We start from the raw sequence: 24,689 nt of genomic DNA, 5'->3' as shown, positions 1-24,689 counted from the left end.
ATGTCGTCATTGTACTATATATGATGTTAAATCCATGTTAAGAGGAAGTCTTTCATATAAAAAAGACTTTGAACCGGCGTTAATCGCCCAAATTCAAAGTCTTTTTTCTTCTTTTATACCAATTTATCTAATGTGATTTTGAAGTAAGTGCCGCCAGTTTTATTATCAGTAACTTCAATTTTTCCGTTATGCTTTTTTATGATACTTTCCACGATAGCAAGACCTAATCCCGCACCGCCAATCTTACGTGAACGGGATTTATCCACTCGATAAAAGGGCTCAAAGATATTTTTTTTCATCTCATTAGGTATACCGATACCTGTATCAGAAATTTTTATTACGGTATGCAATTTATTCGAAGAAGCAGTAACTGATACATTGCCACCATTCATGTTGTATTTTATCCCGTTTTCAATCAGATTATAGAATGCACGGTGCAGCAAATCGGTGTTTCCCATAACAACGCTGTTGTTGCAATCTAAAGTGAGCGTTATATCCTTTTCAGCGGCAATGCTTGAAAGCTCTGTGACAATATCATCCAAAACATCTTTGATACAAACTCTTTCGTTTTCAAATTCATCCGTCATATTTGTCATATCTAACAGGTTATGAACAAGCTCGGACAGGCGATTTATTTGCTTTTCAAAGGTTGCAATCAATGCATCATATTCCTCGTTGGAATGTGTGTTTTTCTTTTTAAAAACATCAACTTTTGTTTTAAGCACCGTCAGCGGAGTTCTTAGTTCATGTGCTGCATTTGCAGAGAAACGCTGCTGCATCATAAACGCATGATTCAGTTTATCCGTCATTTCATTAAACGACTCAGTTAGTTCGGATATTTCGTCATTGGTTGGCGGAACGTCCATTGCTTCGGACAAATTATGTACCGTTCTGTTTTTGATTTGACCGTTTAGTGTATCAATGGGCTTTAATGCTTTTCCTGATAAATAGTATGTCAAAACTCCGCCGCCCATAATAACTGAAAGCATATACAAAATGCTTTCAAGTCTGAAATCCATCCTTGCTTTTTGAGAGTCATCAGGTGCACCCATAGACGCTGCATCCGACGGAGGCTGTATGCTTTCGTACATACTACCGCCTTGAGTTATATCCTGTGCAGGTACCATTAATGCCGCTACCATTTTGTTGGCAGAAAGATTGAGTATTAGAGTTAGTCCAACGCAGCAAACCGTTAGCAATGCTACTATCATTGCTGTAAGTCGCAGCCTTATGGGTAGTTTTTTGGACATTAAAAATCACCACCATTTGATGAAATAGAATAACCATCGCCAATTTTTGTACATATTGGGTCATAGCTTAAAACGGCTTTTAGTTTTTTTCTTAGTGTAGCAATATGAACACGAACGGCACCGCTAAAGCAGTCAATGCTATTATCCCAAACGTGCTCCATCAATTCCTCCTGGCTGATAACTCGTTCTGAATTAAGCAGAAAGTATTCAAGAAGTGAAAATTCCTTTTTAGTAAGAGACAATTCAATGTTTTCAGCAAAAGCAATACGCTTTGATAAATCAATTTTGATGCTACCACAAGTTAGAAGACTGTTTTGCTGAACAAATTGACGCCGCAGCAAATTCCTGATTCTTGCCTCCAACTCAGCAAAGTCAAAGGGCTTTGCCAAATAATCATTTGCGCCCATATCCAATCCCTTAACTTTGTCGCTTACACTGCTTCTTGCACTTAGGATAAGCACCTTTAAATCAGGTTTTTCTTCCCGTATCTTTTCCAAAACCTCAATCCCGTCCATTTTAGGCAGGTTTAAATCAAGTATAACTAAATCATAGTTTTCAATGAAAGCAAGCTCATAGGCATCTTCACCGTTATCACAGGTATCAATTGCATATCCATCTAAACGAAGTCCCTCTGCAATCGCTTCCTGCAAATCAAGCTCATCTTCAACAACAAGAATTCTCATAATCATCACCGCTTTTCATTATATTTTGTTTGGTGTTAAATCTCTGTTAAGATTGTTGGGTTGATATTATTCTCATTGTATAGAAAACAAAATAAATTTTCAATGTTTATAGTTAAACGTTTTGGGATTTATAAGTATTATATAGATTTTATTACATTTATACTAGATGTAGAGTTATAATTGTTAAATAGAGGTATTTAAACTTGAAAGCAAAGTTTATTTATATAATGTATAGTATTTATAAGATATGAAATTAATAGGGGGAGTTATTAATGGTTAATATGTTATTTAGTTTATATAATTTTCATGAAAAATGGGTGAAAGATGAAGTGAAAAAATATATAAATTATAATGATAAAGTTTTAATAATACCATTTTCTTTTGGTGAAAAGATAAGTAACCATACGGAATGGCAATGTGCATATAATAGAGAAGATGGAGCATATTACAAAAGTATTGTTCTACCATTTTTAAGCTATGGAATTAAAGAAGAAAATATAAGTTGGATAAATTATTTTAAAGATACAAAGGAAGAAGCAAAAGAAAAAGTAAGAAATAGTGACATAATATTTTTCACTGGAGGATTACCTGATAAAATGATGGATCGATTAGAGGAGTTTCATTTAGTAAATGAAATTGAAAATTTTAAAGGAATTATCATAGGAAGTAGTGCTGGAGCAATGATTCAGATATTAGAGTATCATATTACTCCTGACAAAGATTACGATACATTCTCATATAATAAAGGATTAAACTTAATTAAAAATTTTGATATTGAAGTCCATTATGAAGAAACAGAGATACAAAAACACTATATAAATAAAGTGTTAAATAAAAAAATAGATACAGTATATGCAATTAAAGATACTGGAGGAATAATTATTGATAATAACGAAGTTAAATTACTAGGAGATACACAGATGTTTAAAGGAGTGAAGGAATGAGAAGCATAGACCATTTAAATAGATATGTTTCGAACGTTGATAAATTTATAGTTTTCTATAGAGATATTCTTGACTATGAATGTATTGATAAAGGTACAAAGACAAATGGAAAAAGATATGCAATTCTTAAAGGCGAAGGGCATAAGTTATTTATTTCTGAAAAAGATAACTTTACAATAGAAAAAAATCAAAATTTTAGACATGCAGGCTATTACGTTGAAAATGTAGATGAATTGTTAGAGACCTTGAAATTAAAGGGATATGTTGAACAAAATCAGGAAGTTATAGTTAAACAATTTTCAAAGCAATTCTATATAAAAGATCCGGATGGATTTGAAATTGATTTGATTCAATGGACGGACAAGCAAGGGTTTTACGATCATTTAAAAAATAAAAATAAGATTTAAGGTTTTACGTAGATAATAAATACTCTACCAAGATACAAAGCCTCATTAAATAAATATATACGCATTCACATAAGAAACATTTTAAAATGTTATAAAGAGAACTATTCAAATATTTAACTTTTTTAAATTTTAAATAGTTGCTATGTTGATGGGGATTTTAGGAGATTTACACTTGAAATTCTCAATAAGATAGCTAATATTCAAGAGGTATAATGAAAGATAAATTAATTTTATAATGCAAGTATTTTTAATCATATAAAACTAAATGAGATAAGAAAAATGATAATACCTATTATAAATACCATGAAAGGATCGGAGAATGGAAATTAAAGAAATATTAAGTTTTATAGAAAATATATCGCCCCATGCAAAAGATTATGTAAATAAAGCCTTTAATAATAATCAAGTTGAGATATTATATTCAATGGTAACAGAGGCAAATAAGGGAGCATTTATAGTGGTTAATAGCGATGATTGCTGCATTTTTTATGCTTCTTTTCTTAATGAGGATAGTATAGAGGAAGTTTTAGAAGTAATAAATAGTAAAACTAACGAATATATTTCAAAATTAAACTCAAAGGAAATATGCTTTAACGTATATGGAAATAATCTAAAGATAATTGATTTAGTAAAAAAATTAGGTTTTAAAACTGATATGGAAGGATATCATCTTGAATTTATTGGAGAAGAGCTACCTGAATTAAATGATTATAATTTAACTATTAGAGGGTTTGAAAATTCTATGCTGAAAGAATTTGTTGATCTATTTGATAGTTCATATTATCAATTATATGTAGATAATGGGTGGCAAATAAACAGTTATGATATAAATAAAAATAGATTTAATGAAAATCTCATTGATTTAAATAAAGATGGTCAAGTATGTTCATTCTGGCTAAAGGATGAATTAGTGGGTGCATATATCTTCGAAGATAATTATATAACAGATATTGTTGTTAAACCAGTATTTCAAAATAGAGGATATGGAAGCTATATATTATCAAATTGCGTTAGAAATATGAGTATGGAGAAATCTATTAAGAACATAAGACTACGAGTTGCAAAATCTAATATTGGTGCTAAAAAGTTATACGAAAGAAATAATTTTGTTGAAATTGCCTGTTTTGCAGAGCATACGTATGGATAAAGTGGGAAATTTATGTATACAGGAAAAGTTACAATTAAAGAGACAACAGAGAGTGACTTAGAAGATATAAAGAGCCTTTGGAATAATGGAGAAGTTATGTTTTTGTAGGTTTTCCAGGTGGAAAAGTAAATTGTGTTTATGATGAACCAAGTCCTGCAAATAAAAAGGCATGGACCTTATATGAAAAGCTAGGGTTTGTAAGTAAGCCAAGACCAACCTATCTTGAAGATGAAGATACCTATTTGGAACTTACAAAAGATGGATGGGATAAGCCTTAGTCATATTATAAAACTAATATAATATTTATAAAGTACATTAAAATGCCGTATTATTCAAAGTGAATATGCGGTATTTTTACTTTAAAGTTTAGTTGTATTATAGACGAAATAACCAAGGATAACCAGAGTAGTTCATAGTTATATACTTGAAGATATGCTATAATATATAAAATTAAACAATATAATTTTTTACTATAAGTATAAAATTCGGAGGTAGATATAATGCAAAATATAAATGCTAAAGCTAATTGCTGATCAAACAATGGAAAGGCCACTAGTTCAGTGGAGAAGGTTACTCTATGTCCTATATGTAATGGAAATACGCAACAAGTTAAGTATATTACTGTTAAACACTTTGTTAAAGATGATATTATAAATGATTTATATGAAGAAGATTATCATATTTGTCTTAATAAAGATTGTGACGTTGTTTATTTTAATGAAAATAAAAATATAATATTGAAAAGGCAGCACATTAAAATGCCTATCTGGTATAAGAAAGATGCTAATCCTAAATACATATGCTATTGCAACAAAGTAACAGAAGAGCAAGTTATCAACGCTGTGATTGTAGATGGAGCAGAAGATATTAAAGATATTATAAGACTTACAGGGGCAATGAAAAATGGAAAATGTGAAACTAACAATCCTGTAGGTAAATGTTGTAGCCCTGTTATAAAAGAAACTATTAATAAGGCTTTAAAGATAAAAGGAGGGGATTAAAGGTAATAGTATTGTTTGAGGAGAAAAACATATATGGAGTATTTTGATATTTTAAATAGAGATGGAAGTAAAAGTGGTAAAATAGCACCAAAAGATGAAGAGCTTTTAGAGGGACAATATGATTTAGGAGCACATGCATATATACATAACTCAAAGGGAGAATTCTTAATTCAGAAAAGAGCGAAAACAAAACAATTTTTGCCTGGTGGATGGGATATTCATATGGGACATGTTATGGCTGGAGAAACAAGCAAAGAAGCTATTATTAGAGAGATAGATGAAGAACTAGGTATAAAAATAGATGATATAGCTTTTATAAAAAGAGTTTTGTGGGAAAAATATAATCATTTCATTGATATTTTTGTACTATGTAAAGATACTAATATTTTAGATTTAACAATACAAAAGTCGGAATTAGAAGGGGTTAAATATATTTCAGCTGATGAAATGATTAAGCTTATAGATGGCATGGATTATAGACCAGAAGAGTATCGAATAATCATGAAAGAATATGTTAGAAGCGTTATTCAAACTAGTAAATAAAAATAGAAAACTTTTAATATTAAAATATGAAGCTATGTAACTATTTAAAATTTTAACATGTTGTATATAAAATAGTTATATAGCTATTTTATTATAGAGGTTCAGCGGGATTATTATCTGAATAATATGAAACTTTCAATAAGATATATTTCTATAAGAAGGAGAGAAGTATGAGATATGCAGTAGAATTATATTTTGATAAGAATACAGAAGAAGAGATACTTAAATTGGCGCAAGGAATTGCAAATGCAGGAATAAGTAAAAAATATTTAGAGTGGAGGACTCGCCCCCACATTACAATAGCTATCTTTAATGATATAGATATTGAAAAATGTGACAAGATATTAAAAGAAATTGTTAAGGATACAAGAACTTTTCCAGCTCTACTATCTAGTATAGGAGTGTTTAATAATACAAGAACTGTATATCTTGCACCAGTGGTATGTGATGAATTAATAAATTTACATAAAAGGGTGCACAAAGCTTTTGATTTCTGTGACCTTAATGGATGGGAATATTACACTGCTGGACAGTGGGTGCCACATTGTGCGATTATGCTAGGAAGTGAGGATGAAGAATCTGCATTAGTAGAGGCTACAAGATATGTTATTGAAAATTATAAGGTTTTTGAAAATAGCAGATATGAGGAAATTGGTTTTGTTGAGATTGCTATGCCTGTAAAAGAGCTAGAAGTTCATAAGTTATGCTTTGTTTGAAAATTATAACTTTCTTATTTAAATAATGTTTTAGTGAGGAAAAGAGAATATGCAAGAAATTAATATGACCAAGGAAGAACTAAGAAAATTCTTGGTAGTATATCAAGGGTTAAATTGGCCAAAGCCATTTAGTGGAGAGAAAGGAATTAAGGAATTTATAAGTAGAGTAGGATGCATACAATATGATCCTTTAAATATGGTAGGAAGAAATGCAGATCTTATACTTCAATCAAGAATTGAAAATTATGATCCTATGATGCTAGAAAACCTTCTTTATGATAAAAGAGAACTTATAGATGGTTGGGATAAAATGATGGCTATCTATTCTGTTAATGATTGGCCTTATTTTGAAAGAGTGAGATTAAGGAGAAAAGAAGAGATTGAGAGAGTATTGAATTATAGGAATTCAATTGAAGCAATCAACTATGTTAATGCAGCAAAAGAATATATAGAGAAAAATGGTGCTACCTTACCTTCAAAGCTAGAGTTTGGACGCGTAGAAAGTGGAGTTTGGGGCCATGGTAAACTTTCTAGTGCTACTATGGGTTATATGTGGAATAGCGGAATTTTAGGCGTTAAAGAAAAGAAGAATACTCAGAAGGTCTATGACTTGGTAGAAAATCTACTACCTACAGAGATACTAGAAATGAAAGAACCATTTAATGATGATAATGATTTTTATAAGTGGTATTTTAAAAGAAGAGTAGGAAGTATAGGAATCTATTGGGAGAGAAATGGGGGAGGATGGCTTGGCAATTTTGTATCCGATAAAACCCTTAGAAAGAAGATATTAAATGAACTTCTTGAAGAAGGAGAAATAGCTTTTGTAAAAGTAGATGGATTAAATGAAACTTTCTATATCAGATCTGAAGATATTCCAATGCTAGAAAGTATTAAAATTAATATTGATAAAAAAGCAAGTTTTCTAGCTCCCCTTGATAATCTTCTTTGGGACAGAAAGTTAGTTAAAGATATTTTTGATTTTGAATATAGTTGGGAAGTATATAAACCTGTTTCAAAGAGGCAGTATGGATATTACGTATTGCCTGTTTTATACGGAGATCAACTGGTGGCAAGATTTGAACCTGAAATGCATCGAGGAAATGAACCATTGATAATAAAAAACTGGTGGTGGGAAGAGAACTATCAGGTAACAGAAGAGGCTATAGCTGCTATGATGGAATGCTTTGAAAGATTCTGTAAGTATTTAAAAGCAAGCGGATTAGAGGAAAGCTCATGGAGAAAAATAAAAAGATAAAATATTGTACTGTTTAAATCTGGCATAAATACCTAGATAATTGAATAAGGAGTGATATATATGATTATGCCAACACATATTGTTACAGGAGCAGGAGTAGTCGAAAATGATAAAGAAGAGATTTTATTAGTTAAAACCCATCATGGAGGCTGGGTTTTTCCTGGTGGTCAAGTTGAGGTTGGAGAAAATGTTATTGATGCAGTTGTAAGAGAAATAAAAGAGGAAAGTGGAATTAATGTTACAGTAAAAAAACTTTTTGCTATTTCTTCAAATACAGCAACGCATGAAGGATATAACGGAGTTAAGACAGTACCTACAAAGGTAATGATGGATTTTATTTGTACATTTGTAGATGGTGATTTGTGTATTTCAGATGAGAATTCAGAATCAAGTTGGGTAAAAAAGGATAAAGTTCTGGATATGATTACAGCCTCATCAATTCGTAAAAGATTTCAAGCCTATTTAGATTTTGACGGCACTATTCAATATTTAGCATATGTAACAAATCCAGAATTTAATTTGCAACTTAGTAGAAAGATATAGGGGAGGATTCTTTTATGAAATTTATTTGTTGTCCTATATGTGGTAAAAAGCTAGATGAAAAAAGTATTGGAGATGAAGGATTAATAAGATATTGCATAGATTGTGATAGACCATATTTTGATGGACCTGCAAGCTGTGTTGAAGTTCTGGTTATTAACGAAAATAATCAAATATTGCTATTGAAGCAAAATTATATTTCTAAAACTCATTGGGGAGTAGTTTCTGGTTATGTTAGCAATGGTGAAACATTGGAGGAAACAGTAATAAGAAAAGTTTTAGAAGAAACAGGTCAGCAAGTTGAAAAAATGAAGTATGTAGAAAGTTACTACTTTAAACCTAAGGAATTAATAATGGCTGGATTCATTGCTTTTGTTAAGGCAAAACCGTTCAATAACTCTAATGAAGTTGATGATATTATGTGGTGTGGGATTGATGAAGTTAATAAATATATTGCAAGAGTCAACAATATGTCTGGTATTCATTTTGATAATTCAATGAAATTATTAAATGGACAAGTTAATATAGATTGATCTGTGGTTATTAAGGAAAGGAGCACTACAATGTGTAAAAAGTATCCTGATAAAAATACAGCTATAAAAATTCTTGAAGAAGCTGAAAGACTAAATCCTGGACAATGGAAACAGCATTCGGAATTCGTAGCTTTAGCTTGCAAAAATATAGCATCGCATTGTCCGGATTTAGATGAAGAGAAAGCTTATATTTTAGGACTATTGCATGATATAGGTAGACGAGTCGGAGTGGTTGCAGAACGCCATATGATTGCTGGATATAAATATTGTATGGAATTAGGTTATGATGAAGTAGCTAGAATTTGTGTAACTCATTCATTTATGATACAAGATATTAAATCATCAATAGGTAAATGGGACACTACAAAGGAAGAGTATGAAATGACTGAAGCTATTATTAATTCCGCTGTTTATGATGATTATGATTTATTAGTGCAATTATGTGATGCTCTAGCTTTACCAACAGGATTTTGCTTACTTGAGAAAAGATTTGTGGACGTTGCTTGTAGGTATGGTGTACAAGAATATACTATTTCAAGATGGAAGAAAACACTTGAAATAAAAGAGTATTTTGAAGAGAAAATCGGATGCTCAATTTACGAAGTTCTTCCAAATGTTAAAGAAAATACTTTTAAATAATCTGTAGTAAGGTGAGTAACTATTTAGATTGTAAATGGTAATAAAATTTCGAGAATTGATTAATGTTGTGTAAATGTGAAAATAACATAAATAATATGTAATTAGTGGATTTGGGGGAGTATTATTATGAGGGAAATACTATATGATGATTATTTTTGGCAGAATGAATTAGTAAGGTTAAGAGCTTGGAGTGCTGATGATTGGGAATGGGATTATTATAATAATTTCGATACTTCAGCAGTAAGATTAGCAGATTGTGAGGTTCATCTACCAGCAACAATTCTAGAATCAAAAACATATTCTGAAAGAATTGCAAACTTATCCAGTGGTAATGGTAGAATTTATTTTGCCATAGAGACATTAGATGGAATCCATGTTGGTAGAATGAATTTAAATAGCATAGACGAAAAAAACGGGACCTTTGAAATCGCTACATTAATCGATAGGGATTATAGTGGTAAGGGTTATGGAACAGCTGCAATGAATATACTTCTTAAATATGCTTTTATGGAGAGACGATTAAATAAATATTGTGCAAGTATTATAGAAGGAAATATAGGTTCTGCTGATATGCACAGAAAACTTGGTTGTGAGCAGGAGGGGGTTTGCAGGCAAAATATCTATACAAATGGACGATATTATGATGAGATTCTATTTGGATTAACAAAAGAAGATTATTTAAAACTTATGAAAGATGGAAAATGATTATAGAATGGTAGAATTGCTAATTATTTAAACTTTAAAATATTTTATATTTGCATGGAGAAGTTCATTCATAGTTTTATATGAGCTATGTATATAATAAGAATGAGAAAGAGGCTTTCGCAAAATATTTTGCGAAAGCCTCTTTTCATTATTTTATAACCAGGAGTTATTACTTATGTCATTGTAAATAATTATATTTAGTTAGAATAAGAAACTCTATTTAAAGATATCAATACAATTTTAAATAGAAAAATGCCAGTTATTAAATTAATAACTGTAGCAGGAAGTACAACTCCTGTGAATAATACTGTAAAGAGTGCTGGAAGACCAACTAATAATTTAGCGGATAGCAAAAAAGACGTACCACTTATTAGGGTGCCTACAGGTAGTATTGTATAGACTAAGATATTATTTTGCTTCCTCTCACTAAGTTTACCTATGGCTTTAACCTTCAAAATACACATCATAGCTATATAGGCTAGATTTATAGTTATAAATTTATCTATTATATTAGGTAATTGTCCACCAGGAAATTTTGTTGTCATTGCTGTGAAAATACCTGTTATAATACCTGATATTAAACAGGTTTTATAGTCACCTTTATTTAAGATCATTACTGTAAATAACATAGCTAATGCCATATCTGGTTCCATTGGTAGACCTAAGGCAGGTGTAATTTGATGCAATACAGCACCGATAGCTAGTAACATGGCATTAATAACTAATTTTTTTGTTTTAGATTTTTCATTCATAATTAAATTCCTCCTAAAAATTCTTATAAGTTTTATCCACTCACTTTCTATATCAGCTTCTGCTGTATAATTTCATAACATCATCATCACCTCCTAAAATAAAAAAAACTTCATCCTAAATAAATAGGACGAAGTTAACCGCGATACCACCTAATTTATGAAATATAAGTATAAAGTTATACCTAATTTCATCACTCTTTCAGGTACTAACATACCCTATCTGCTATAACGTGCAGCCCACGGTAAACACTACTTTCTAAAAAGATTTTGATTTACTCCTCAAAGGCCCATTGGCTAAATTTTTTCTTGTTAGACTCTCACCACTGCTAACTCTCTGTAATGAAGCTTAATTTAGTTACTCTTCCTCTTCAACGGATTATTTTAATTAATTAATTACATTATATAAAATAGTGAATAAAATGTAAATGATTTTTCTATATATTATAAATTTACAATAAATAAAGGTTCTGTATTTGAATTTTAAGTATATGTCATAATGTGAATAGCGATAAAAAAGGACATTTCAAGCATATCCTTTAATGTTTACTTACATTTTTCTTAGAAGAAATAATGGCAATAATAATAAAAATAATTATATTTAAAAGATTGATATAAAAGGCTATACTGTCACCACTTAGGTTATATTCGTCAACATATATACCAGATTGCCATATACTTAGATTTGATATAATTACTAGAAAGAGAGAGTTTATTAAAACGATAGTAGAATTGGTGCCTTTTCCTTTTAATTTTGAAAGAAGTAGATATAATAAATTCACAATGAGAAATCCTAAACATACATATGAGAATGTTCCAAGTAGATCCATGATAGTACCCTCCTAATTTAAAGTTCTTGTATAGTTTAAAATAGTAATTAATAGATTTTTATAAATATGCTCCACTTACTATAGGAATTCCTTGTTCTATTCTAGATTTACTTTGAGAAATATAATCTTTCATCCATTGATTCATGTTAGAAAAATCTGACTCACGGCACATTCCTATATAAACAATAAGTTCTCTTAGCTGGAGAAAGAGAGGAATTTGTTTTAGCCAATATTCATTTATATGATTTTCTTTAAGATAACCTTTCATAAAACTTTTCATAAAAATATAACTTTCATCTTCTCTTTGATCTATGCTATCATCTAAAAATACATAAATAATATAGAATAATTGAATAGCGATGTCTTCTACAAACCAGCTATATTGACACTCATCAAAATCAAAAATATTAATACCGTTAATATCTAATAAAAAGTTGCCAACATTAATATCTCCATGAATAATTCCAAAGGAATCCGAATCTTTGTTGAGTTGATTTATTTTATTTACTATAGTTTCATAACTTTTAAAAATTTTATATTGGCCATTAGGTATATATTTCTTTATGTTTTGTAAATAATAATTATGAGACCATTCATGACGCTTAATTTCTTTTAATGAAGGCTCATATTTTTTAGATAAATAATGTATTTTTCCTGTTAGTTTACCACATTCCTCAAATAAGTCCTTATTGCTAATGCATTCAGGATATCCAATTTTTTGTCCCGTTGCTTTTTCAAAAGAAGTAGCTGTAAAATATGAATCTTCTATATGTAATGTTTCTGTCAACTTACCAGATAGGGAATGAATAGGTTTTGAAGCTGATATTTCATTATTAGTTAAATATGAAATCCAATCTAATTCTCCTTTTATAAGATTCTCACTTCGATGTGAGCTATGGGTTATCCTTAAGATATAAGATTTCTCTTGTCGTTTATATTCATAAACATAGTTCTGAGAAAATCCAATTAAATTTAGCGTAGACACATCTATTCCAAATCTTATTGCTAATTCTTTTAAAATTTGTTTACTAAGTAATTCCTTTATTTTTTTATCCAAATTCATCACTTCCTCATTTTAATAATTGTAGCTTATAGCATGAAATTTACCAATTAGAAAAGTAAATACGGCATGAACTCGTTAGAAATATTTTACTACAATTCATTAGATTGGTATACGCCTTTTTAAGAAATAGATAATAGGTATATTGAATAAATACTTGATTAGTATCTTTGCACTTAGTTATATAAATCTAATAAGTTTTTAAATATATATGTTTCAATAAAGTTTCTACATTAAATTTACTTATAATCTTAGATTACACTAGTAAATGTAACTGAAACCAATGGAGAAAAAGTTGAATTGAATGAATAATACTATCAGGAAGATGTAAAGTAAATAGATTATAGTTATTAAACTCAGTACGTTATTAAATAAAAATTTAATAATGAGTATTTAGAAAATATGATATAATATATTATAAAAATAAGTATAATAATTAGTAGCAATTATCTAAAGAAAAGAATGGGGGAAAGCTTTTGATATATATAACAGAGCCAGGGTTTGAGCCAAAACATATTAATCCATTCACAGAAGAAAGATACAATGGTGATTGGATTGTATTTTGTTTGACTAATTCTGAAAATTATGAAATTGTGAATGGTAAGGGAAATTCATCTGTTTATTCTTTAAAGGTTAGTAAAAAGCATACTCAGTGGGAATTGAACCTCATGGATTTTATAGAATATGAAAATAGCTACTGTAAGAATATGATTTTATCAGTAGATGAAGAAGACTTAATTAAAGCAAAGGAAGCTTATGAAAATCATCATTATAATGAAGCATTATTAAGAGAAAATGAACCTAAGGTTATGATACATAGTACTACAAGGGAAGGGTGGGAGAAAATAAAAAAGGATGGATGCTTAAAATCTTGGAATAGGCTAAAAAAAGAAGAAAGTAATTATACAAAACAGCCAATTGGTGAACTTCTTAGAGATCCAGAGGATTATAGGGATTATATTATGCTTTCAAATTGTAATGTTTCAAGTGAGATTGTTATATTATCTAAGGAGAGCAATAAAATTATCATGGACGAAGATAAGGAATATAGAACTGGTGTAAGATTATACTTTGATATTGAAAAAATAGCTAAGGATGGTTTATTAGTTCGAGATGGGTGTCATCTGAAGGTAAAGGATATGTTACCATTAGATAAATATCTAATTTGGACTGCTACATGGAAAAGTCTTAATTTAGAAAGCGAATATTCTACACCTAGAAAGTTTACAAGTATATCAAATGAAACCTTTAATTTTCTATTTGGAGATTTAATTATCAAATAAAAACTAAAATAAGGAATTATATATTAAGAAAAAGGAGAGAAATAAATTTGTGGTTACACAAATCTATTTACTCTCCTTATATTATATAAATCCACTACTTCTATTTTAAAAAGTTTAAATAATTATATGAAGTTTATTTACTTCTTAGCATTTTTCATGAATTCTTCAATATCTTCAATAGTTTTTATAATTCCATCAGATAAGACCTTACAACCATCTTTAGTTATAATTACATCATCTTCTATTCTTATGCCGATGCCTTCCTCCGATAAATATAATCCAGGTTCTACTGTAAGTACCATGCCTTCTTCAAATGGGGCATCGTAATCTTCTACATCATGGGTGTCTAATCCTAGATGATGACTTACTTGATGGTAATAATAATTAGATAATTCACTTTCATCCTTCATTATACCAAGCTCAATTAGACCCTCTGCTAAGGCTTTTTTCGTAACTTCATTTATAGATATAAATGTATGTCCAGGTCCAAGTGCTTTTATGGTTTCAAGCTCAGCATTTAAAACTACGTTGTATATTTGTTTTTGTTTCTCAGTAAATTTACCATTAATAGGGAAAGTTCTTGTTATATCTCCATGATAATAATTCCATGCAGCACCAACATCACATAAAACTAAAGAGTTATCTTCAATTTCACAATTATTATCCTCATAATGAAGAACTGTTCCATTTTGTCCGCTTGCAATTATGCTTGGGAATGAAAAATCTTTCACACCATTATTTTTTAGTTCGAAGTCAAAGTAAGATTCAAGTTGATATTCCATAATACTAGGCCTAGCACTTTTCATCATAGCCTCTATTCCTAATCTTGTCTTTTCTATAGCAACTTTAATTTCTTTTATTTCCTCTTTTTCTTTACACATTCTTAAAATGCATAATTTAGGATATACATTATGCACAGAAACTTGAGAGTATCTTTCTTTTAAATCCTTTGCAAAGTGGCCTGTAGGAGTTAAGTTATCTTCATAGGAATCTTTCTCTAGATCTAAATATATATGTGTTAAATTTTTAGTTGAAATTAGACTATTTAAGTCACTATTAAAGTCATCTATATATCTAATATCATCTATCCCTGATATTTTTTTAGCCTCGTCTACACTAATGCTTTTTCCTATCCACTTAGATCTTTTCTCATCATGCTGTCTAATATAAATTCTTTCATCTATATTCCCACTCTTGTCTTTAATAACTACAAGATTTATGTATTCCTCATCAATTCCACATAAATAATAGAAGTTTCTGTTTGGTGTGAACCTATAATTGTAGTCGTTTGATTTCTTTGGTGCTTTTCCTGCAAACATTATTAATATAGATCCATTGGCTAACTCCATTAATAACTTAAGCCTATTTTTTTTGAAAAAGTCTTTATTCATATCCACCAATCCTTTCATTAAATAATAGATGATTAGATAAGTCCAATTTATATAAGATTTATTAAAAAAAGTAAGTATAGTATATAATAATATTACCTTATTTATGGCTTAGAGTAAATGATTACATGTATGAAAATATAAAAAATTATTCTACTCTTAATCTAGATATATGTGGTAAAATATTGATTATAAGTAATAATATAATAACTCGTTTAGAATTTTAGTTAAATCTTATAAAAATATATCCTTAAATAAATTAGAATCTTAGTTATTGATGTAGTAAATTATTTTGGATACTCTTACTGTAATGAGGATGATGAAAAGATGATTGAATATTTAAGGAAAGTTGAAGGTATAGGTTCAGTAGAAAGGTAAATAAAATGGTTAGGTTTATTAAAAATTTAACGGTTATAGAAAGGTGTTATAAATATGCTTAAAATAAAAAATGACAATAAACTTATAATTAGAAATGCCACTGTGGAAGATGCAGATGAGATTGTAATGTTAGTGAAACAGGTAATGGGTGAGGTAAGTTTCTTTCCTAAAGAGCCAGAGGAATTTGATTTAACAGCTGAAGATGAGGCAGAATATATTAAAAAGACATCTTTATTTTTAGTAGCAGAGGTAGAGGGGAAAATAGTAGGATCTACCACATTACAAAAGAGTAAGACTAAGAGAATAAGCCATGTTGCAGAATTTGGAATAACAATTTTAAAGGAGTATAGCGGTCTAAAAATAGGGACTTTGTTAATGGAAGAGGTTATAAAGTGGTGCAAAGAAAATCAAGTTGAGAAAATTGAATTAGAGGTATTTGAAGAGAATATACCAGCCATAGCACTTTATAAAAAATTTGGATTTATAGAAGAGGGAAGAAAGAATAAAAACATAAAAATGAAAGGTGAATATATAAACACGCTACTAATGGCTAAGTTTTTAGAAGAAAATTAAGAAGTAAAATTAAAGTGCATCTTCAATATTTTATATAAGGTTAGTAATATATTTTGCGAAAGCCCCATAAGAAAAGCAATGAATTTACAAAATAAAATTGAATGAGGTTTAATATTGTAGGAATAGATATATTGTTAGGAGTATATCTATTCCTATTTTTAATGTATAACAATTATTTAGGAGCTATTTCTTAAATTTTAATACTACAGAATCTATTGAAGTCTTTGAAATTGATCCTAATATGCGAGAGTCTAAGCTAACAATTCTATTATCACCCATGACGAAGTATCCATCATCTGGCACTGTGAGATTCAAATCATCTTTACTTGGTTGAATATAATATGCATAGGGTTCATCTAAAAGTTCTCCATTAATATATACATTACTTTCTTTAATCTTTATAGTCTCATTAGGAAGTGCTACAACTCGTTTAAGAGCTTGGAGACTTTCTCCATTACGATTGATGGGAAAAGTAACCAAATCTCCTCGTTTAATTTCTTTGAAATCAGATTTTATAAAAAGTAGTTTGGATTCATTTGATAAAGTTTTCATCATAGAATCTCCCACGCCAATTCCGGAGTATATTCCCATTTTTAAAATTAAAATTCCTCCATGTAAAACAAATGTAATGGAGATTAAAATAATCATTAGCGAAAATACTGGTTTAGAAATAGATTCTCTTTGTAACCATTCTTTCATATAAAAAACCTCCAACATTGAATTATAAACATAATTATTACTCCTAACAAATAGGATGCGGGAATAGTAATTAATAAATATTTACCTAAATCCAGAAAAGAATAATTTTTCAAAAAAACACATCCTTTTATATAAGATTTTTAATTAAATAGTAAGTACATGTATTAATTTCTAACTAGATGCATTATTAAATTATCTCTATATTCACCTTCATGAAGTTCTCTTTTTTCAAGGATTTTAATAGCCTTGAATCCGCATTTCTCATAACATTTAATGGCACGATTATTCCAGGTTTGAGGGTCTATGAGAATAACATCAGCATTTTTTACTTCAAATAAGTATTTAATTAAAAGCTTTAAGGCTTTTGTTCCCATTCCTTGATTTTGATAAATTGTTTCTCCTATAAAGACATCAATTCCATAGGGAGTTTCATAGTTTTTAGCTCCAAGTTCCTTCTTTTCATTTTCATAATAATATTGAACATAGCCAATAGGTTTATCATTAAGTTCAATAATACAAGGAGTAACAGCTTCTTCTCCTAAAATTCTTGGAGAGTATTTTTCTTTTATTCTATCTATGCTAAAAGCATTATCTCTACCCTCATAATAAAAAAGAACTTCAGGGTCACTTAACCATTTCGCCATTAAGGAATAGTCAAAAGATGTATCCCCCATCTTACGAATTGAAATTCCATCAGCCATACATAAAATGGTATGATTTTCACTTTCTTTATTTAATATGAGCTTTTCTACTTCTTTCATTGTATTGTCCTCCTAAAATTTAATAGAGTTATTAAATAGATTTATGAAATTATATAAGGAGGACCTCTTGGAATCTTAATATTAAAGAATACATGTTATCTAGGAGGTTCTAAAATAATTGATTTAATGCTTTCCATAATAGTATTAACTCCTTTCTTTGTTAGAATAATTCATTTGATATATAACTGTGCTTTTATAATTTTATTAATTGTTATTTAATGTTTACATTAATCAGATTTAATAATCTATAAATTCATTATACCATTATTTACCACAGTGTAATATCCATATTTAATTTTAAATACATTTTTATAATTAATGGAACTAATTAAAGAATATATTTAAAAGGGAGTTAAAAGAATTTTATAATACAGTTACTAGTTAATAATCGCATATAATTCAAATTGGATAATGATGATTTATTGAAAAGTTGATAATATATTGGACAATCATCATAAAAATACTCACAAAATATTGCCTGGTGAATAATCTGTCAATATACTTATTTCATTGATGGAGGTAATAGGTGGGATATTATATTAAAGTTGAACCGAATGTGAAAATTTATGTAGAGGATCTTAATCCAGAAGGAAAAAGAACAATTCTATTTTTACATGGTTGGCCTGGTAGTCATAATTTATTTGAATATCAGTTTGACCAACTTCCAAAGTATGGGTATAGATGTATAGGAATAGATACTAGAGGCTTTGGGGATTCTGATAAGCCTTATAATGGATATGACTATGACCGCTTATCAGATGATGTTAGATGCGTAGTAGAAGCTCTAAATCTTAGAGATTTCACACTGACAGGACATTCAACAGGAGGAGCTATAGCTATTAGATATATGGCTCGTCATAAAGGATATGGGGTATCGAAATTGGTTCTTATATCTGCAGCAGCACCTAGTCTTATTAAGCGCGAAAACTTTCCTTATGGATTGGATAGAGAAGATGTTATCAAAATTATTGAAGGGACATATACTGATCGTCCCAAAATGCTGAGAGATTTTGGAGATACATTTTTCTTCCAATATATATCTGAACCATTTTCTCAGTGGTTCTTTAATCTTGGATTACAAGCAGCGGGATGGTCCACAGCAGCTATTGCAAATACTTGGATAGATGAAGTACTGTTTTCTGATCTAGAAACAATAAATGTTCCAACATTAATTATTCATGGTATTCATGATAAGGTTGTACTGTTTGAATTAGGTGAAATTCAAAATCAGTGTATTAGAAATTCAAAACTTGTACCATTCAAATATAGTGGTCATGGATCATTTTATGATCAGAAAGAAAAATTTAATGAAGAAATAATGAAGTTTGTTGAGGAATAGAAGCTTATATTATAGTGATGTGCAATGAAAATTATAAATACTAAAGAGTTAAGATGATATACTTAATTAAAGGAGATTTATATGAAAAGATTAACATTTAATAATTCTAAAAATTTAACATTAGCTGGAAACCTATATACATCAGAAGGTGATTCTATAATTATTATGTGCCATGGATTTCTATCTAATAGATATTCAAAAGGAAGGTTTGAAAGACTGATTAGAGTATTGAATAGGTCTGGTATTAATGCTTTTACTTTTGATTTTAGTGGCTGTGGAGAAAGTGAAGATGAAAATTTGAAAGTTGAAAATGAGGTAGACGACTTAAAATCTGCAATCACATTCATGAAATCAAAAGGATATAAAAAAATTGCTTTATATGGACATAGTCTTGGTACATTAGTATGTCTAAGATGTTTTACATCTGAAATTGTAACAATGGTTTTATCAGGAGCGTTGACCGATTCAATGTATTATAATTGGAATGAAATTTTTACAGAAGGGCAAATGGAAGAATTAAATGAAAAAGGACATATAACAGAAACTGTAGATGATGGATTAAGAGAAAAAGTTATAATTGATAAGCAAATGTTAACTGATTTCGGGTCAATTAATCAAAAGGAGCTTCTAAAGGATATTACCTGTCCAATTTTAATAATTCATGGGAATAGCGATGAAGAGGAGAGGCTTCTTTGTGAAAGATCTAGAAGGGCAATGAAGTTACTTTCTAATAACTCTAAATTAGAGGTTATTGATGGTGCTAGTCATAGCTTTCTAGAAGAGTATGAGATTTTAATTGATTTAGTTAATAATTGGTTTACTAAATACTTAATATAGATACCTTATCTTAACAATAAAATAAAAAACACTCATATAACTACATGTAGAATGCCGTATTATTCAAAGAAGAATATGCGGTATTTTATATTATATTTTATTCACTATGTCAAAAAGTATATAGCTTAGGAAAATTACTATGATTTAATAGAAATATGTAAAATTTTAAAGAGTTTAAATTTTATATATTTTTATAGGAGAAAAGTTAAAAAGTTAAATAGTTAACTTTTTGCCTATGAAACTATTTAAGAAGTTGCTTTATTTATGGAAAATTGGGTATTACAATGGGCAGAGTGAAGTAAGAATATCTTAAAATATGATGATCATAGAGTGACTATTAGTGGAGGTAACTAAGTAAAATATTTATATTCTAAGTTATGTAGTCAAAACGAGAATTAAGGAAAGTAAAAATATAAATGAAGTTATGCTGAAAAATATGTATAAAACTTTTGAAATAATTATTATATACAAAAATAGAAAATATTTGTAGAAAAGCTAATTATTTTGTATAATGAAATAACAAAGTATATGATGATAGGGGGAGAGTTTGTTTAAATTTTATAGTAGCTATGATAAGTTAGCAAATGAAAAAGTTATTTTAAAAATACGTGAAAAATATCAAGAGGATAGTACTATAAATATAATTAACTAAAGAAGGATATTAAAGTGTATGAATAAGTAAATTTTAAATAAAACTTATTTGAGACAAAATGAGATATAGCATTGAAGAATTAGATTTTGAGTTTGCAAGATATTAGTAAAATTCTTTAAAGTATTATTAATATCTTAAGAGAAATTATTGATAATTACTTAGAAATGGAACTAGTTGAAGCAAATCAGCATATATAATAATTTATAATAACGCTTATTGATGTAATGGAGTACGAGAGTTTAATAAGTGCATTTATATGGAGGAAATATGAAAGTATGGTTAGTTAGACATGGAGAAAGCGAAGCGAACATGTTAAACATTTTATACAACAGAGGAGAAAAGTATGGACTAACAGAAAAGGGAATTGAACAAGTAGATAGATTATTGTTAGAATTTAAAGATATTGAAATCCATAAGATTTATTCTAGTCCATTACTGAGAGCAAAGGAAACAGCAAGAATAATAGCTGATAAGTGGAATTTAGATTTTGAAATAACTGGAGCTTTAAGGGAATTTGATGTAGGAATATTAGAGGAAACAGGTGATGAGAGTACATTTGAGAAGGAGCAAGAAATTGTAGATCAATGGCTTATAGATAAAAAGTGGGATGTAAAATTTGAAGATGGTGAAAGTTACAATGAAATTAAGGAAAGATTTTTACAACTCATTGAGTCCTTAAAGATGAAAGCTGATGAAAATATAGTTTTAGTTAGTCATGGAGGGTTAATTCAATGTATGGCTCCTTTTATATGTGATAATTTAAGTTTTGCTTATTGTTATAAGAAGTTATTAAAAAATGCAGAGTATGCTTTGTTAGAAATCAATGATGATAAAATTAAATGTATAAAATATGGTGAGTAATTAATTGTATACATACCGTACTATTCATTAAGGAATATACGGTATTTTCTATATAAAATTATTATGGAGGTATAATCATAGATATAAATATTGTTAATAAGTTAAAAGAAAATTTTAGGATGAGAAATATAGAGGTTGAATATTTTGAAGATTTAAGTGAAGTTAAGAATCATATATTAAAAATTGTAGATAAAGAATGTACCATTGGAATTGGTCATTCAGCTACTATTCAAAAAATGAATATAGTAGAATCACTGATGGATAGAGGAAATATAGTGTATGATAAGGAGCTAGCAAAAACTAAGGAGGAGTGTAAGCTATTGAAAAAGAAGGCTCTTATAACCGATTGGTATATTACTGGCTCCAATGCTGTAACCCTTGATGGAAGAATTATTAATGTAGATCATAGTGGGAATAGAGTAGCAGCAATTACCTTTGGTCCAGATAATGTTATTGTAGTTGTAGGTAAAAATAAGATTGTAGAAAATGTTGAAGAAGGAATAGAAAGAGTTAAGAACGTAGCATGTCCTTTAAATGCAAAGAGGGCTGGCTATAATCCACCATGTGTATCTCTAAATAAATGTGTAGATTGTATATCAAAGGAAAGAGTTTGTAACGTTATTTCAATAATTGAAGGACAAGTAGATAAAAATAGAATGAAGTTATTTATAGTAGATGAAGAATGTGGGTTTTAAGACTTGTTAAATATAAAGCAAATGATATATATAAAATAATGTTAACAAAACTTTGAAAACCATTTCTTTCAAAAGAAAGCTAAAAACAAATCAGATGTGTAATAAATAAAAGGTATTTACTATGTATTTTAAGGAAGGAATATAATTATGAAGATATTAATTATAGGTGCAAGCGGATATTTAGGAAATACAATATATAAGAAACTTAAGGAATCAAGCAATGATGATATTTATGGAACTTGCTATAGCTCAGGTAATCAGGAGCTTTCACAAATCAATGTATTGAATAAATTAGACATAAAGAAGTTGCTTTCATTTAAACCAGATATAACTATTTGTAGCATTTATGATGTAGAAAATGAAATATATTTATCACAAGTAGGTATAAATGAGATAGTTAGTAGTATTTCTAAAGATGTAAGGTTAATTTATGTTTCTACTACAATTGGAAAAGGAAAGAATCAAACTGAAGATGTAATTCCTCATAAACGTATGCCTGATGAATATTTTTCAAAGTATGTTAACGGTAAAATTGAAGGTGAAGAAATAGTTAAAAATCATTCTAATTATGTAATTGTAAGACCAGGGAGTATATATGGTTATGACTATGATGGTGAAATGGATTCTAGAATGAAGGAATTACTTGAAATCTACCAAAGATGTGAAATATATTCAAGAACAGCAAACATGTATGCTAGCTTTGTTAATGTAGAAGATCTAGCTAATGCCATAATTGAACTTGCATATAGTGATTTTACTGGGATAGTGAATATAGCTGGAGAGAAACCAGTAAGTCATTATGATTTTAATATACACTTAGCTAAGCTAATGAATATTAATAGCAGTTTTATAGTACCTGATTATAAGGAAGAAGATATATATCATAATATAAGTGGAGATAAAAGAAAAACTATTATTAATACTGTAATAAGGGATATTGAAAATTAATGAAGAAACTAATTAGACACTTGCATTAGGTATGTTCTCCAAGAATTTTATAAATATTTGGATACTTTTTAGCATGGATTTGTGGGCCTCATAGCTTATATTGTTTTTGAGTTCTTAAGATAGAGAAAATATTTAAATATAAGAATGCCAAACGTATTCGAATAGATGTTGTATATGATGAATTAAACAGGATGCTGATACAACATATAATACAATAAAGTTATTATCATCTATATATATTAGTAACATGTAGGAGAAAATATATGAAAAAGATTTTAGAAACTAAAAGAATTTATTTAAGAGAAATGACTGAAGAAGATTATAAAGATCTTTGTGAAATTTTACAGGATACTGAAACTATGTATGCTTATGAGCATGGGTTTTATAATGATGAGGTTGAAGAGTGGTTAAACAAGCAGTTCCATAGATATAAACAATTTGGATTTGGACTTTGGGCAGTTATAGATAAGGAAACTCAGTGTTTTGTGGGACAGGCAGGTCTTACAATTCAATGTGTAGAAGGTAAAGAAGAACTAGAAATAGGATATTTACTTAAGAAAAAGTATTGGCATAGAGGATATGCCACGGAAGCTGCAATAGCTTGCAGAAATTATGCCTTTAATTATCTTGATAGAGATAGAGTTATAAGTATAATTAGAGACAACAACTATTCATCGCAACAGGTTGCTAAGAGAGTAGGTATGACCAAGGAAGGGGAATTTGTAAAGCACTATTATAATATTGAGATGCCTCACTATGTGTATGCTATAGAGAAAAATAAATAGTATAAAATAAGATTTTTTAAAGATTAAATTTGATAGATAAATTTTTATTCAAAGACTATGCAAAGATAAAAACTAATATATAAACTAACTAAAAAAATAATTATTAAACATTAAGGAGAAAAAATATATGGATGATAAAACAATATGGATAATTGTGGGGTGTGCAATGTTAGGGATTGTATTTTCCATTGTTAGTCAACTACAGAAAGATATTGCACGCATTAATGCAAGCTTATATAGAATTGAGAAACATATAGGAGTACAAAATCCAGAAGCAGAAAATATAGATGAAGAATTAAGAGAGCTTATTTCACAAGGAAAGAAAGTTAGAGCTGTTAAAAGATACAGAATAGCTACTGGTCTTGGTTTAAAATAAGCTAAAGAGTATGTTGATAGATTAAGTGAGAGATTATAATATAAGAATTTAATCATGAATTAATATTGACTCTACCTTAAGGGCTGAGTTTATAATAACTCCAAAGGGA

At 28.9% G+C, this 24,689-nt stretch carries 27 protein-coding genes, 1 pseudogene and 1 other annotated feature; of the genes and pseudogenes, 20 read left to right on the top strand and 8 right to left on the bottom strand.

The window, feature by feature from the left end:
- Positions 1-113: 113 nt before the first annotated feature.
- Together B3W71_RS00465 and B3W71_RS00460 are read right to left on the bottom strand one after the other, a co-directional pair.
- Positions 114-1,250, bottom strand: a complete 1,137-nt coding sequence (locus tag B3W71_RS00465; protein WP_346886974.1) for a HAMP domain-containing sensor histidine kinase — start codon at positions 1,248-1,250, stop codon at positions 114-116.
- Positions 1,250-1,933 carry a response regulator transcription factor gene (locus B3W71_RS00460; RefSeq protein WP_346886973.1) on the bottom strand — a complete coding sequence of 228 codons (684 nt, stop codon included), beginning with the start codon at positions 1,931-1,933 and terminating at the stop codon, positions 1,250-1,252. The genes B3W71_RS00465 and B3W71_RS00460 overlap by 1 nt, the downstream gene beginning before the upstream one ends.
- 272 nt (positions 1,934-2,205) lie before the next feature.
- Between B3W71_RS00460 and B3W71_RS00455 the strand changes: the two genes are divergently transcribed.
- The 11 genes and pseudogenes from B3W71_RS00455 to B3W71_RS00405 all read left to right on the top strand — a co-directional run bounded on the left by B3W71_RS00455 (position 2,206) and on the right by B3W71_RS00405 (position 10,366).
- The gene (locus B3W71_RS00455; protein WP_346886972.1) at positions 2,206-2,877 is read left to right on the top strand and encodes a Type 1 glutamine amidotransferase-like domain-containing protein; all 672 of its coding nucleotides are present in this window, start codon (positions 2,206-2,208) and stop codon (positions 2,875-2,877) included.
- A complete protein-coding gene (locus B3W71_RS00450) occupies positions 2,874-3,284 on the top strand; it encodes a VOC family protein (protein ID WP_346886971.1) in 411 nt (136 codons plus the stop codon). The genes B3W71_RS00455 and B3W71_RS00450 overlap by 4 nt, the downstream gene beginning before the upstream one ends.
- 319 nt (positions 3,285-3,603) lie before the next feature.
- Complete coding sequence (locus tag B3W71_RS00445) at positions 3,604-4,431, top strand: GNAT family N-acetyltransferase (RefSeq protein WP_346886970.1); 828 nt, start codon at positions 3,604-3,606, stop codon at positions 4,429-4,431.
- A gap of 548 nt (positions 4,432-4,979) precedes the next feature.
- Positions 4,980-5,432, top strand: a pseudogene (locus tag B3W71_RS00440) (Csac_0668 family 2Fe-2S cluster-binding (seleno)protein); the annotation flags it as partial.
- A 33-nt stretch (positions 5,433-5,465) separates the two neighbouring features.
- On the top strand, positions 5,466-5,975 hold the full coding sequence (locus B3W71_RS00435; protein ID WP_346886968.1) for an NUDIX domain-containing protein: 510 nt from the start codon (positions 5,466-5,468) through the stop codon (positions 5,973-5,975).
- Between the two features lie 170 nt (positions 5,976-6,145).
- Positions 6,146-6,691: a 2'-5' RNA ligase family protein gene (locus B3W71_RS00430; protein ID WP_346886967.1), complete on the top strand. Its 546-nt coding sequence runs from the start codon at positions 6,146-6,148 to the stop codon at positions 6,689-6,691.
- 49 nt (positions 6,692-6,740) lie between these two features.
- Positions 6,741-7,949, top strand: a complete 1,209-nt coding sequence (locus B3W71_RS00425; protein WP_346886966.1) for a DNA glycosylase AlkZ-like family protein — start codon at positions 6,741-6,743, stop codon at positions 7,947-7,949.
- 60 nt (positions 7,950-8,009) lie between these two features.
- Positions 8,010-8,492, top strand: coding sequence for an NUDIX hydrolase (locus B3W71_RS00420; RefSeq protein ID WP_346886965.1), 483 nt, complete (start codon positions 8,010-8,012; stop codon positions 8,490-8,492).
- A gap of 14 nt (positions 8,493-8,506) precedes the next feature.
- Positions 8,507-9,022, top strand: a complete 516-nt coding sequence (locus tag B3W71_RS00415) for an NAD(+) diphosphatase (protein WP_346886964.1) — start codon at positions 8,507-8,509, stop codon at positions 9,020-9,022.
- A 30-nt stretch (positions 9,023-9,052) separates the two neighbouring features.
- Positions 9,053-9,661 (top strand): HD domain-containing protein, encoded by a 609-nt coding sequence (locus B3W71_RS00410; protein WP_346886963.1) that lies wholly within the window; start codon positions 9,053-9,055, stop codon positions 9,659-9,661.
- 126 nt (positions 9,662-9,787) lie between these two features.
- On the top strand, positions 9,788-10,366 hold the full coding sequence (locus B3W71_RS00405) for a GNAT family protein (RefSeq protein ID WP_346886962.1): 579 nt from the start codon (positions 9,788-9,790) through the stop codon (positions 10,364-10,366).
- A 197-nt stretch (positions 10,367-10,563) separates the two neighbouring features.
- On the opposite strand, the gene B3W71_RS00400 is transcribed toward B3W71_RS00405, so the two are convergent.
- The 3 genes from B3W71_RS00400 to B3W71_RS00390 form a co-directional block, all read right to left on the bottom strand.
- On the bottom strand, positions 10,564-11,118 hold the full coding sequence (locus B3W71_RS00400) for a tryptophan transporter (RefSeq protein WP_346886961.1): 555 nt from the start codon (positions 11,116-11,118) through the stop codon (positions 10,564-10,566).
- A gap of 121 nt (positions 11,119-11,239) precedes the next feature.
- Positions 11,240-11,499, bottom strand: a binding site (T-box leader).
- Positions 11,500-11,654: 155 nt separating this feature from the next.
- Entirely contained in the window at positions 11,655-11,945 is a 291-nt protein-coding gene (locus B3W71_RS00395) for a hypothetical protein (protein ID WP_346886960.1), read from the bottom strand.
- 58 nt (positions 11,946-12,003) lie between these two features.
- Positions 12,004-13,002 carry a phosphotransferase enzyme family protein gene (locus tag B3W71_RS00390; RefSeq protein WP_346886959.1) on the bottom strand — a complete coding sequence of 333 codons (999 nt, stop codon included), beginning with the start codon at positions 13,000-13,002 and terminating at the stop codon, positions 12,004-12,006.
- Between the two features lie 479 nt (positions 13,003-13,481).
- Here B3W71_RS00390 and B3W71_RS00385 point away from each other — a divergent pair, with 479 nt between their 5' ends.
- Positions 13,482-14,288 (top strand): hypothetical protein, encoded by an 807-nt coding sequence (locus tag B3W71_RS00385; protein ID WP_346886958.1) that lies wholly within the window; start codon positions 13,482-13,484, stop codon positions 14,286-14,288.
- 137 nt (positions 14,289-14,425) lie between these two features.
- On the opposite strand, the gene B3W71_RS00380 is transcribed toward B3W71_RS00385, so the two are convergent.
- Positions 14,426-15,679 carry an aminopeptidase P family protein gene (locus tag B3W71_RS00380; RefSeq protein ID WP_346886957.1) on the bottom strand — a complete coding sequence of 418 codons (1,254 nt, stop codon included), beginning with the start codon at positions 15,677-15,679 and terminating at the stop codon, positions 14,426-14,428.
- Positions 15,680-16,108: 429 nt separating this feature from the next.
- Here B3W71_RS00380 and B3W71_RS00375 point away from each other — a divergent pair, with 429 nt between their 5' ends.
- Positions 16,109-16,627, top strand: coding sequence for a GNAT family N-acetyltransferase (locus B3W71_RS00375; RefSeq protein WP_346886956.1), 519 nt, complete (start codon positions 16,109-16,111; stop codon positions 16,625-16,627).
- A gap of 183 nt (positions 16,628-16,810) precedes the next feature.
- On the opposite strand, the gene lepB is transcribed toward B3W71_RS00375, so the two are convergent.
- Positions 16,811-17,326 (bottom strand): signal peptidase I, encoded by a 516-nt coding sequence (gene lepB, locus B3W71_RS00370; protein ID WP_346886955.1) that lies wholly within the window; start codon positions 17,324-17,326, stop codon positions 16,811-16,813.
- Between the two features lie 164 nt (positions 17,327-17,490).
- Positions 17,491-18,087 (bottom strand): GNAT family N-acetyltransferase, encoded by a 597-nt coding sequence (locus B3W71_RS00365; RefSeq protein ID WP_346886954.1) that lies wholly within the window; start codon positions 18,085-18,087, stop codon positions 17,491-17,493.
- Positions 18,088-18,613: 526 nt separating this feature from the next.
- On the opposite strand from B3W71_RS00365, the gene B3W71_RS00360 reads away from it, so the two are divergent.
- The 7 genes from B3W71_RS00360 (at position 18,614) to B3W71_RS00330 (ending at position 24,580) form a co-directional block, all read left to right on the top strand.
- Positions 18,614-19,426: an alpha/beta hydrolase gene (locus tag B3W71_RS00360; protein WP_346886953.1), complete on the top strand. Its 813-nt coding sequence runs from the start codon at positions 18,614-18,616 to the stop codon at positions 19,424-19,426.
- An 81-nt stretch (positions 19,427-19,507) separates the two neighbouring features.
- A complete protein-coding gene (locus B3W71_RS00355) occupies positions 19,508-20,263 on the top strand; it encodes an alpha/beta hydrolase (protein WP_346886952.1) in 756 nt (251 codons plus the stop codon).
- A gap of 919 nt (positions 20,264-21,182) precedes the next feature.
- On the top strand, positions 21,183-21,776 hold the full coding sequence (locus B3W71_RS00350; protein ID WP_346886951.1) for a histidine phosphatase family protein: 594 nt from the start codon (positions 21,183-21,185) through the stop codon (positions 21,774-21,776).
- 71 nt (positions 21,777-21,847) lie between these two features.
- A complete protein-coding gene (locus B3W71_RS00345; protein WP_346887004.1) occupies positions 21,848-22,471 on the top strand; it encodes a lactate utilization protein in 624 nt (207 codons plus the stop codon).
- A gap of 147 nt (positions 22,472-22,618) precedes the next feature.
- Positions 22,619-23,419, top strand: coding sequence for an NAD-dependent epimerase/dehydratase family protein (locus B3W71_RS00340; RefSeq protein WP_346886950.1), 801 nt, complete (start codon positions 22,619-22,621; stop codon positions 23,417-23,419).
- Positions 23,420-23,682: 263 nt separating this feature from the next.
- On the top strand, positions 23,683-24,204 hold the full coding sequence (locus B3W71_RS00335; protein WP_346886949.1) for a GNAT family N-acetyltransferase: 522 nt from the start codon (positions 23,683-23,685) through the stop codon (positions 24,202-24,204).
- Positions 24,205-24,331: 127 nt separating this feature from the next.
- Positions 24,332-24,580, top strand: a complete 249-nt coding sequence (locus B3W71_RS00330) for a 50S ribosomal protein L7/L12 (RefSeq protein WP_346886948.1) — start codon at positions 24,332-24,334, stop codon at positions 24,578-24,580.
- The last annotated feature ends 109 nt before the right edge of the window (positions 24,581-24,689 follow it).

The organism is Clostridium sp. UBA1056 (assembly GCA_002316385.1).
Lineage (GTDB): Bacteria > Bacillota > Clostridia > Clostridiales > Clostridiaceae > Clostridium_J.
The sequence above is the reverse complement of the archived record's forward strand: the minus strand, read 5'-3'. Positions and strand labels throughout refer to the sequence as shown.

Excerpts from the sequence above, each read along its gene's own strand:
- B3W71_RS00465 (WP_346886974.1), bottom strand. The coding sequence starts at position 1,250 with ATGTCCAAAAAACTACCCATAAGGCTGCGACTTACAGCAATGATAGTA.
- B3W71_RS00330 (WP_346886948.1), top strand. The coding sequence starts at position 24,332 with ATGGATGATAAAACAATATGGATAATTGTGGGGTGTGCAATGTTAGGG.
- B3W71_RS00415 (WP_346886964.1), top strand. The coding sequence starts at position 8,507 with ATGAAATTTATTTGTTGTCCTATATGTGGTAAAAAGCTAGATGAAAAA.
- B3W71_RS00340 (WP_346886950.1), top strand. The coding sequence starts at position 22,619 with ATGAAGATATTAATTATAGGTGCAAGCGGATATTTAGGAAATACAATA.
- B3W71_RS00405 (WP_346886962.1), top strand. The coding sequence starts at position 9,788 with ATGAGGGAAATACTATATGATGATTATTTTTGGCAGAATGAATTAGTA.
- B3W71_RS00455 (WP_346886972.1), top strand. The coding sequence starts at position 2,206 with ATGGTTAATATGTTATTTAGTTTATATAATTTTCATGAAAAATGGGTG.
- B3W71_RS00400 (WP_346886961.1), bottom strand. The coding sequence starts at position 11,118 with ATGAATGAAAAATCTAAAACAAAAAAATTAGTTATTAATGCCATGTTA.
- B3W71_RS00410 (WP_346886963.1), top strand. The coding sequence starts at position 9,053 with ATGTGTAAAAAGTATCCTGATAAAAATACAGCTATAAAAATTCTTGAA.
- B3W71_RS00425 (WP_346886966.1), top strand. The coding sequence starts at position 6,741 with ATGCAAGAAATTAATATGACCAAGGAAGAACTAAGAAAATTCTTGGTA.
- B3W71_RS00435 (WP_346886968.1), top strand. The coding sequence starts at position 5,466 with ATGGAGTATTTTGATATTTTAAATAGAGATGGAAGTAAAAGTGGTAAA.
- B3W71_RS00365 (WP_346886954.1), bottom strand. The coding sequence starts at position 18,087 with ATGAAAGAAGTAGAAAAGCTCATATTAAATAAAGAAAGTGAAAATCAT.
- B3W71_RS00420 (WP_346886965.1), top strand. The coding sequence starts at position 8,010 with ATGATTATGCCAACACATATTGTTACAGGAGCAGGAGTAGTCGAAAAT.
- B3W71_RS00395 (WP_346886960.1), bottom strand. The coding sequence starts at position 11,945 with ATGGATCTACTTGGAACATTCTCATATGTATGTTTAGGATTTCTCATT.
- lepB (WP_346886955.1), bottom strand. The coding sequence starts at position 17,326 with ATGAAAGAATGGTTACAAAGAGAATCTATTTCTAAACCAGTATTTTCG.
- B3W71_RS00445 (WP_346886970.1), top strand. The coding sequence starts at position 3,604 with ATGGAAATTAAAGAAATATTAAGTTTTATAGAAAATATATCGCCCCAT.
- B3W71_RS00430 (WP_346886967.1), top strand. The coding sequence starts at position 6,146 with ATGAGATATGCAGTAGAATTATATTTTGATAAGAATACAGAAGAAGAG.
- B3W71_RS00350 (WP_346886951.1), top strand. The coding sequence starts at position 21,183 with ATGAAAGTATGGTTAGTTAGACATGGAGAAAGCGAAGCGAACATGTTA.
- B3W71_RS00460 (WP_346886973.1), bottom strand. The coding sequence starts at position 1,933 with ATGAGAATTCTTGTTGTTGAAGATGAGCTTGATTTGCAGGAAGCGATT.
- B3W71_RS00355 (WP_346886952.1), top strand. The coding sequence starts at position 19,508 with ATGAAAAGATTAACATTTAATAATTCTAAAAATTTAACATTAGCTGGA.
- B3W71_RS00380 (WP_346886957.1), bottom strand. The coding sequence starts at position 15,679 with ATGAATAAAGACTTTTTCAAAAAAAATAGGCTTAAGTTATTAATGGAG.
- B3W71_RS00450 (WP_346886971.1), top strand. The coding sequence starts at position 2,874 with ATGAGAAGCATAGACCATTTAAATAGATATGTTTCGAACGTTGATAAA.
- B3W71_RS00375 (WP_346886956.1), top strand. The coding sequence starts at position 16,109 with ATGCTTAAAATAAAAAATGACAATAAACTTATAATTAGAAATGCCACT.
- B3W71_RS00335 (WP_346886949.1), top strand. The coding sequence starts at position 23,683 with ATGAAAAAGATTTTAGAAACTAAAAGAATTTATTTAAGAGAAATGACT.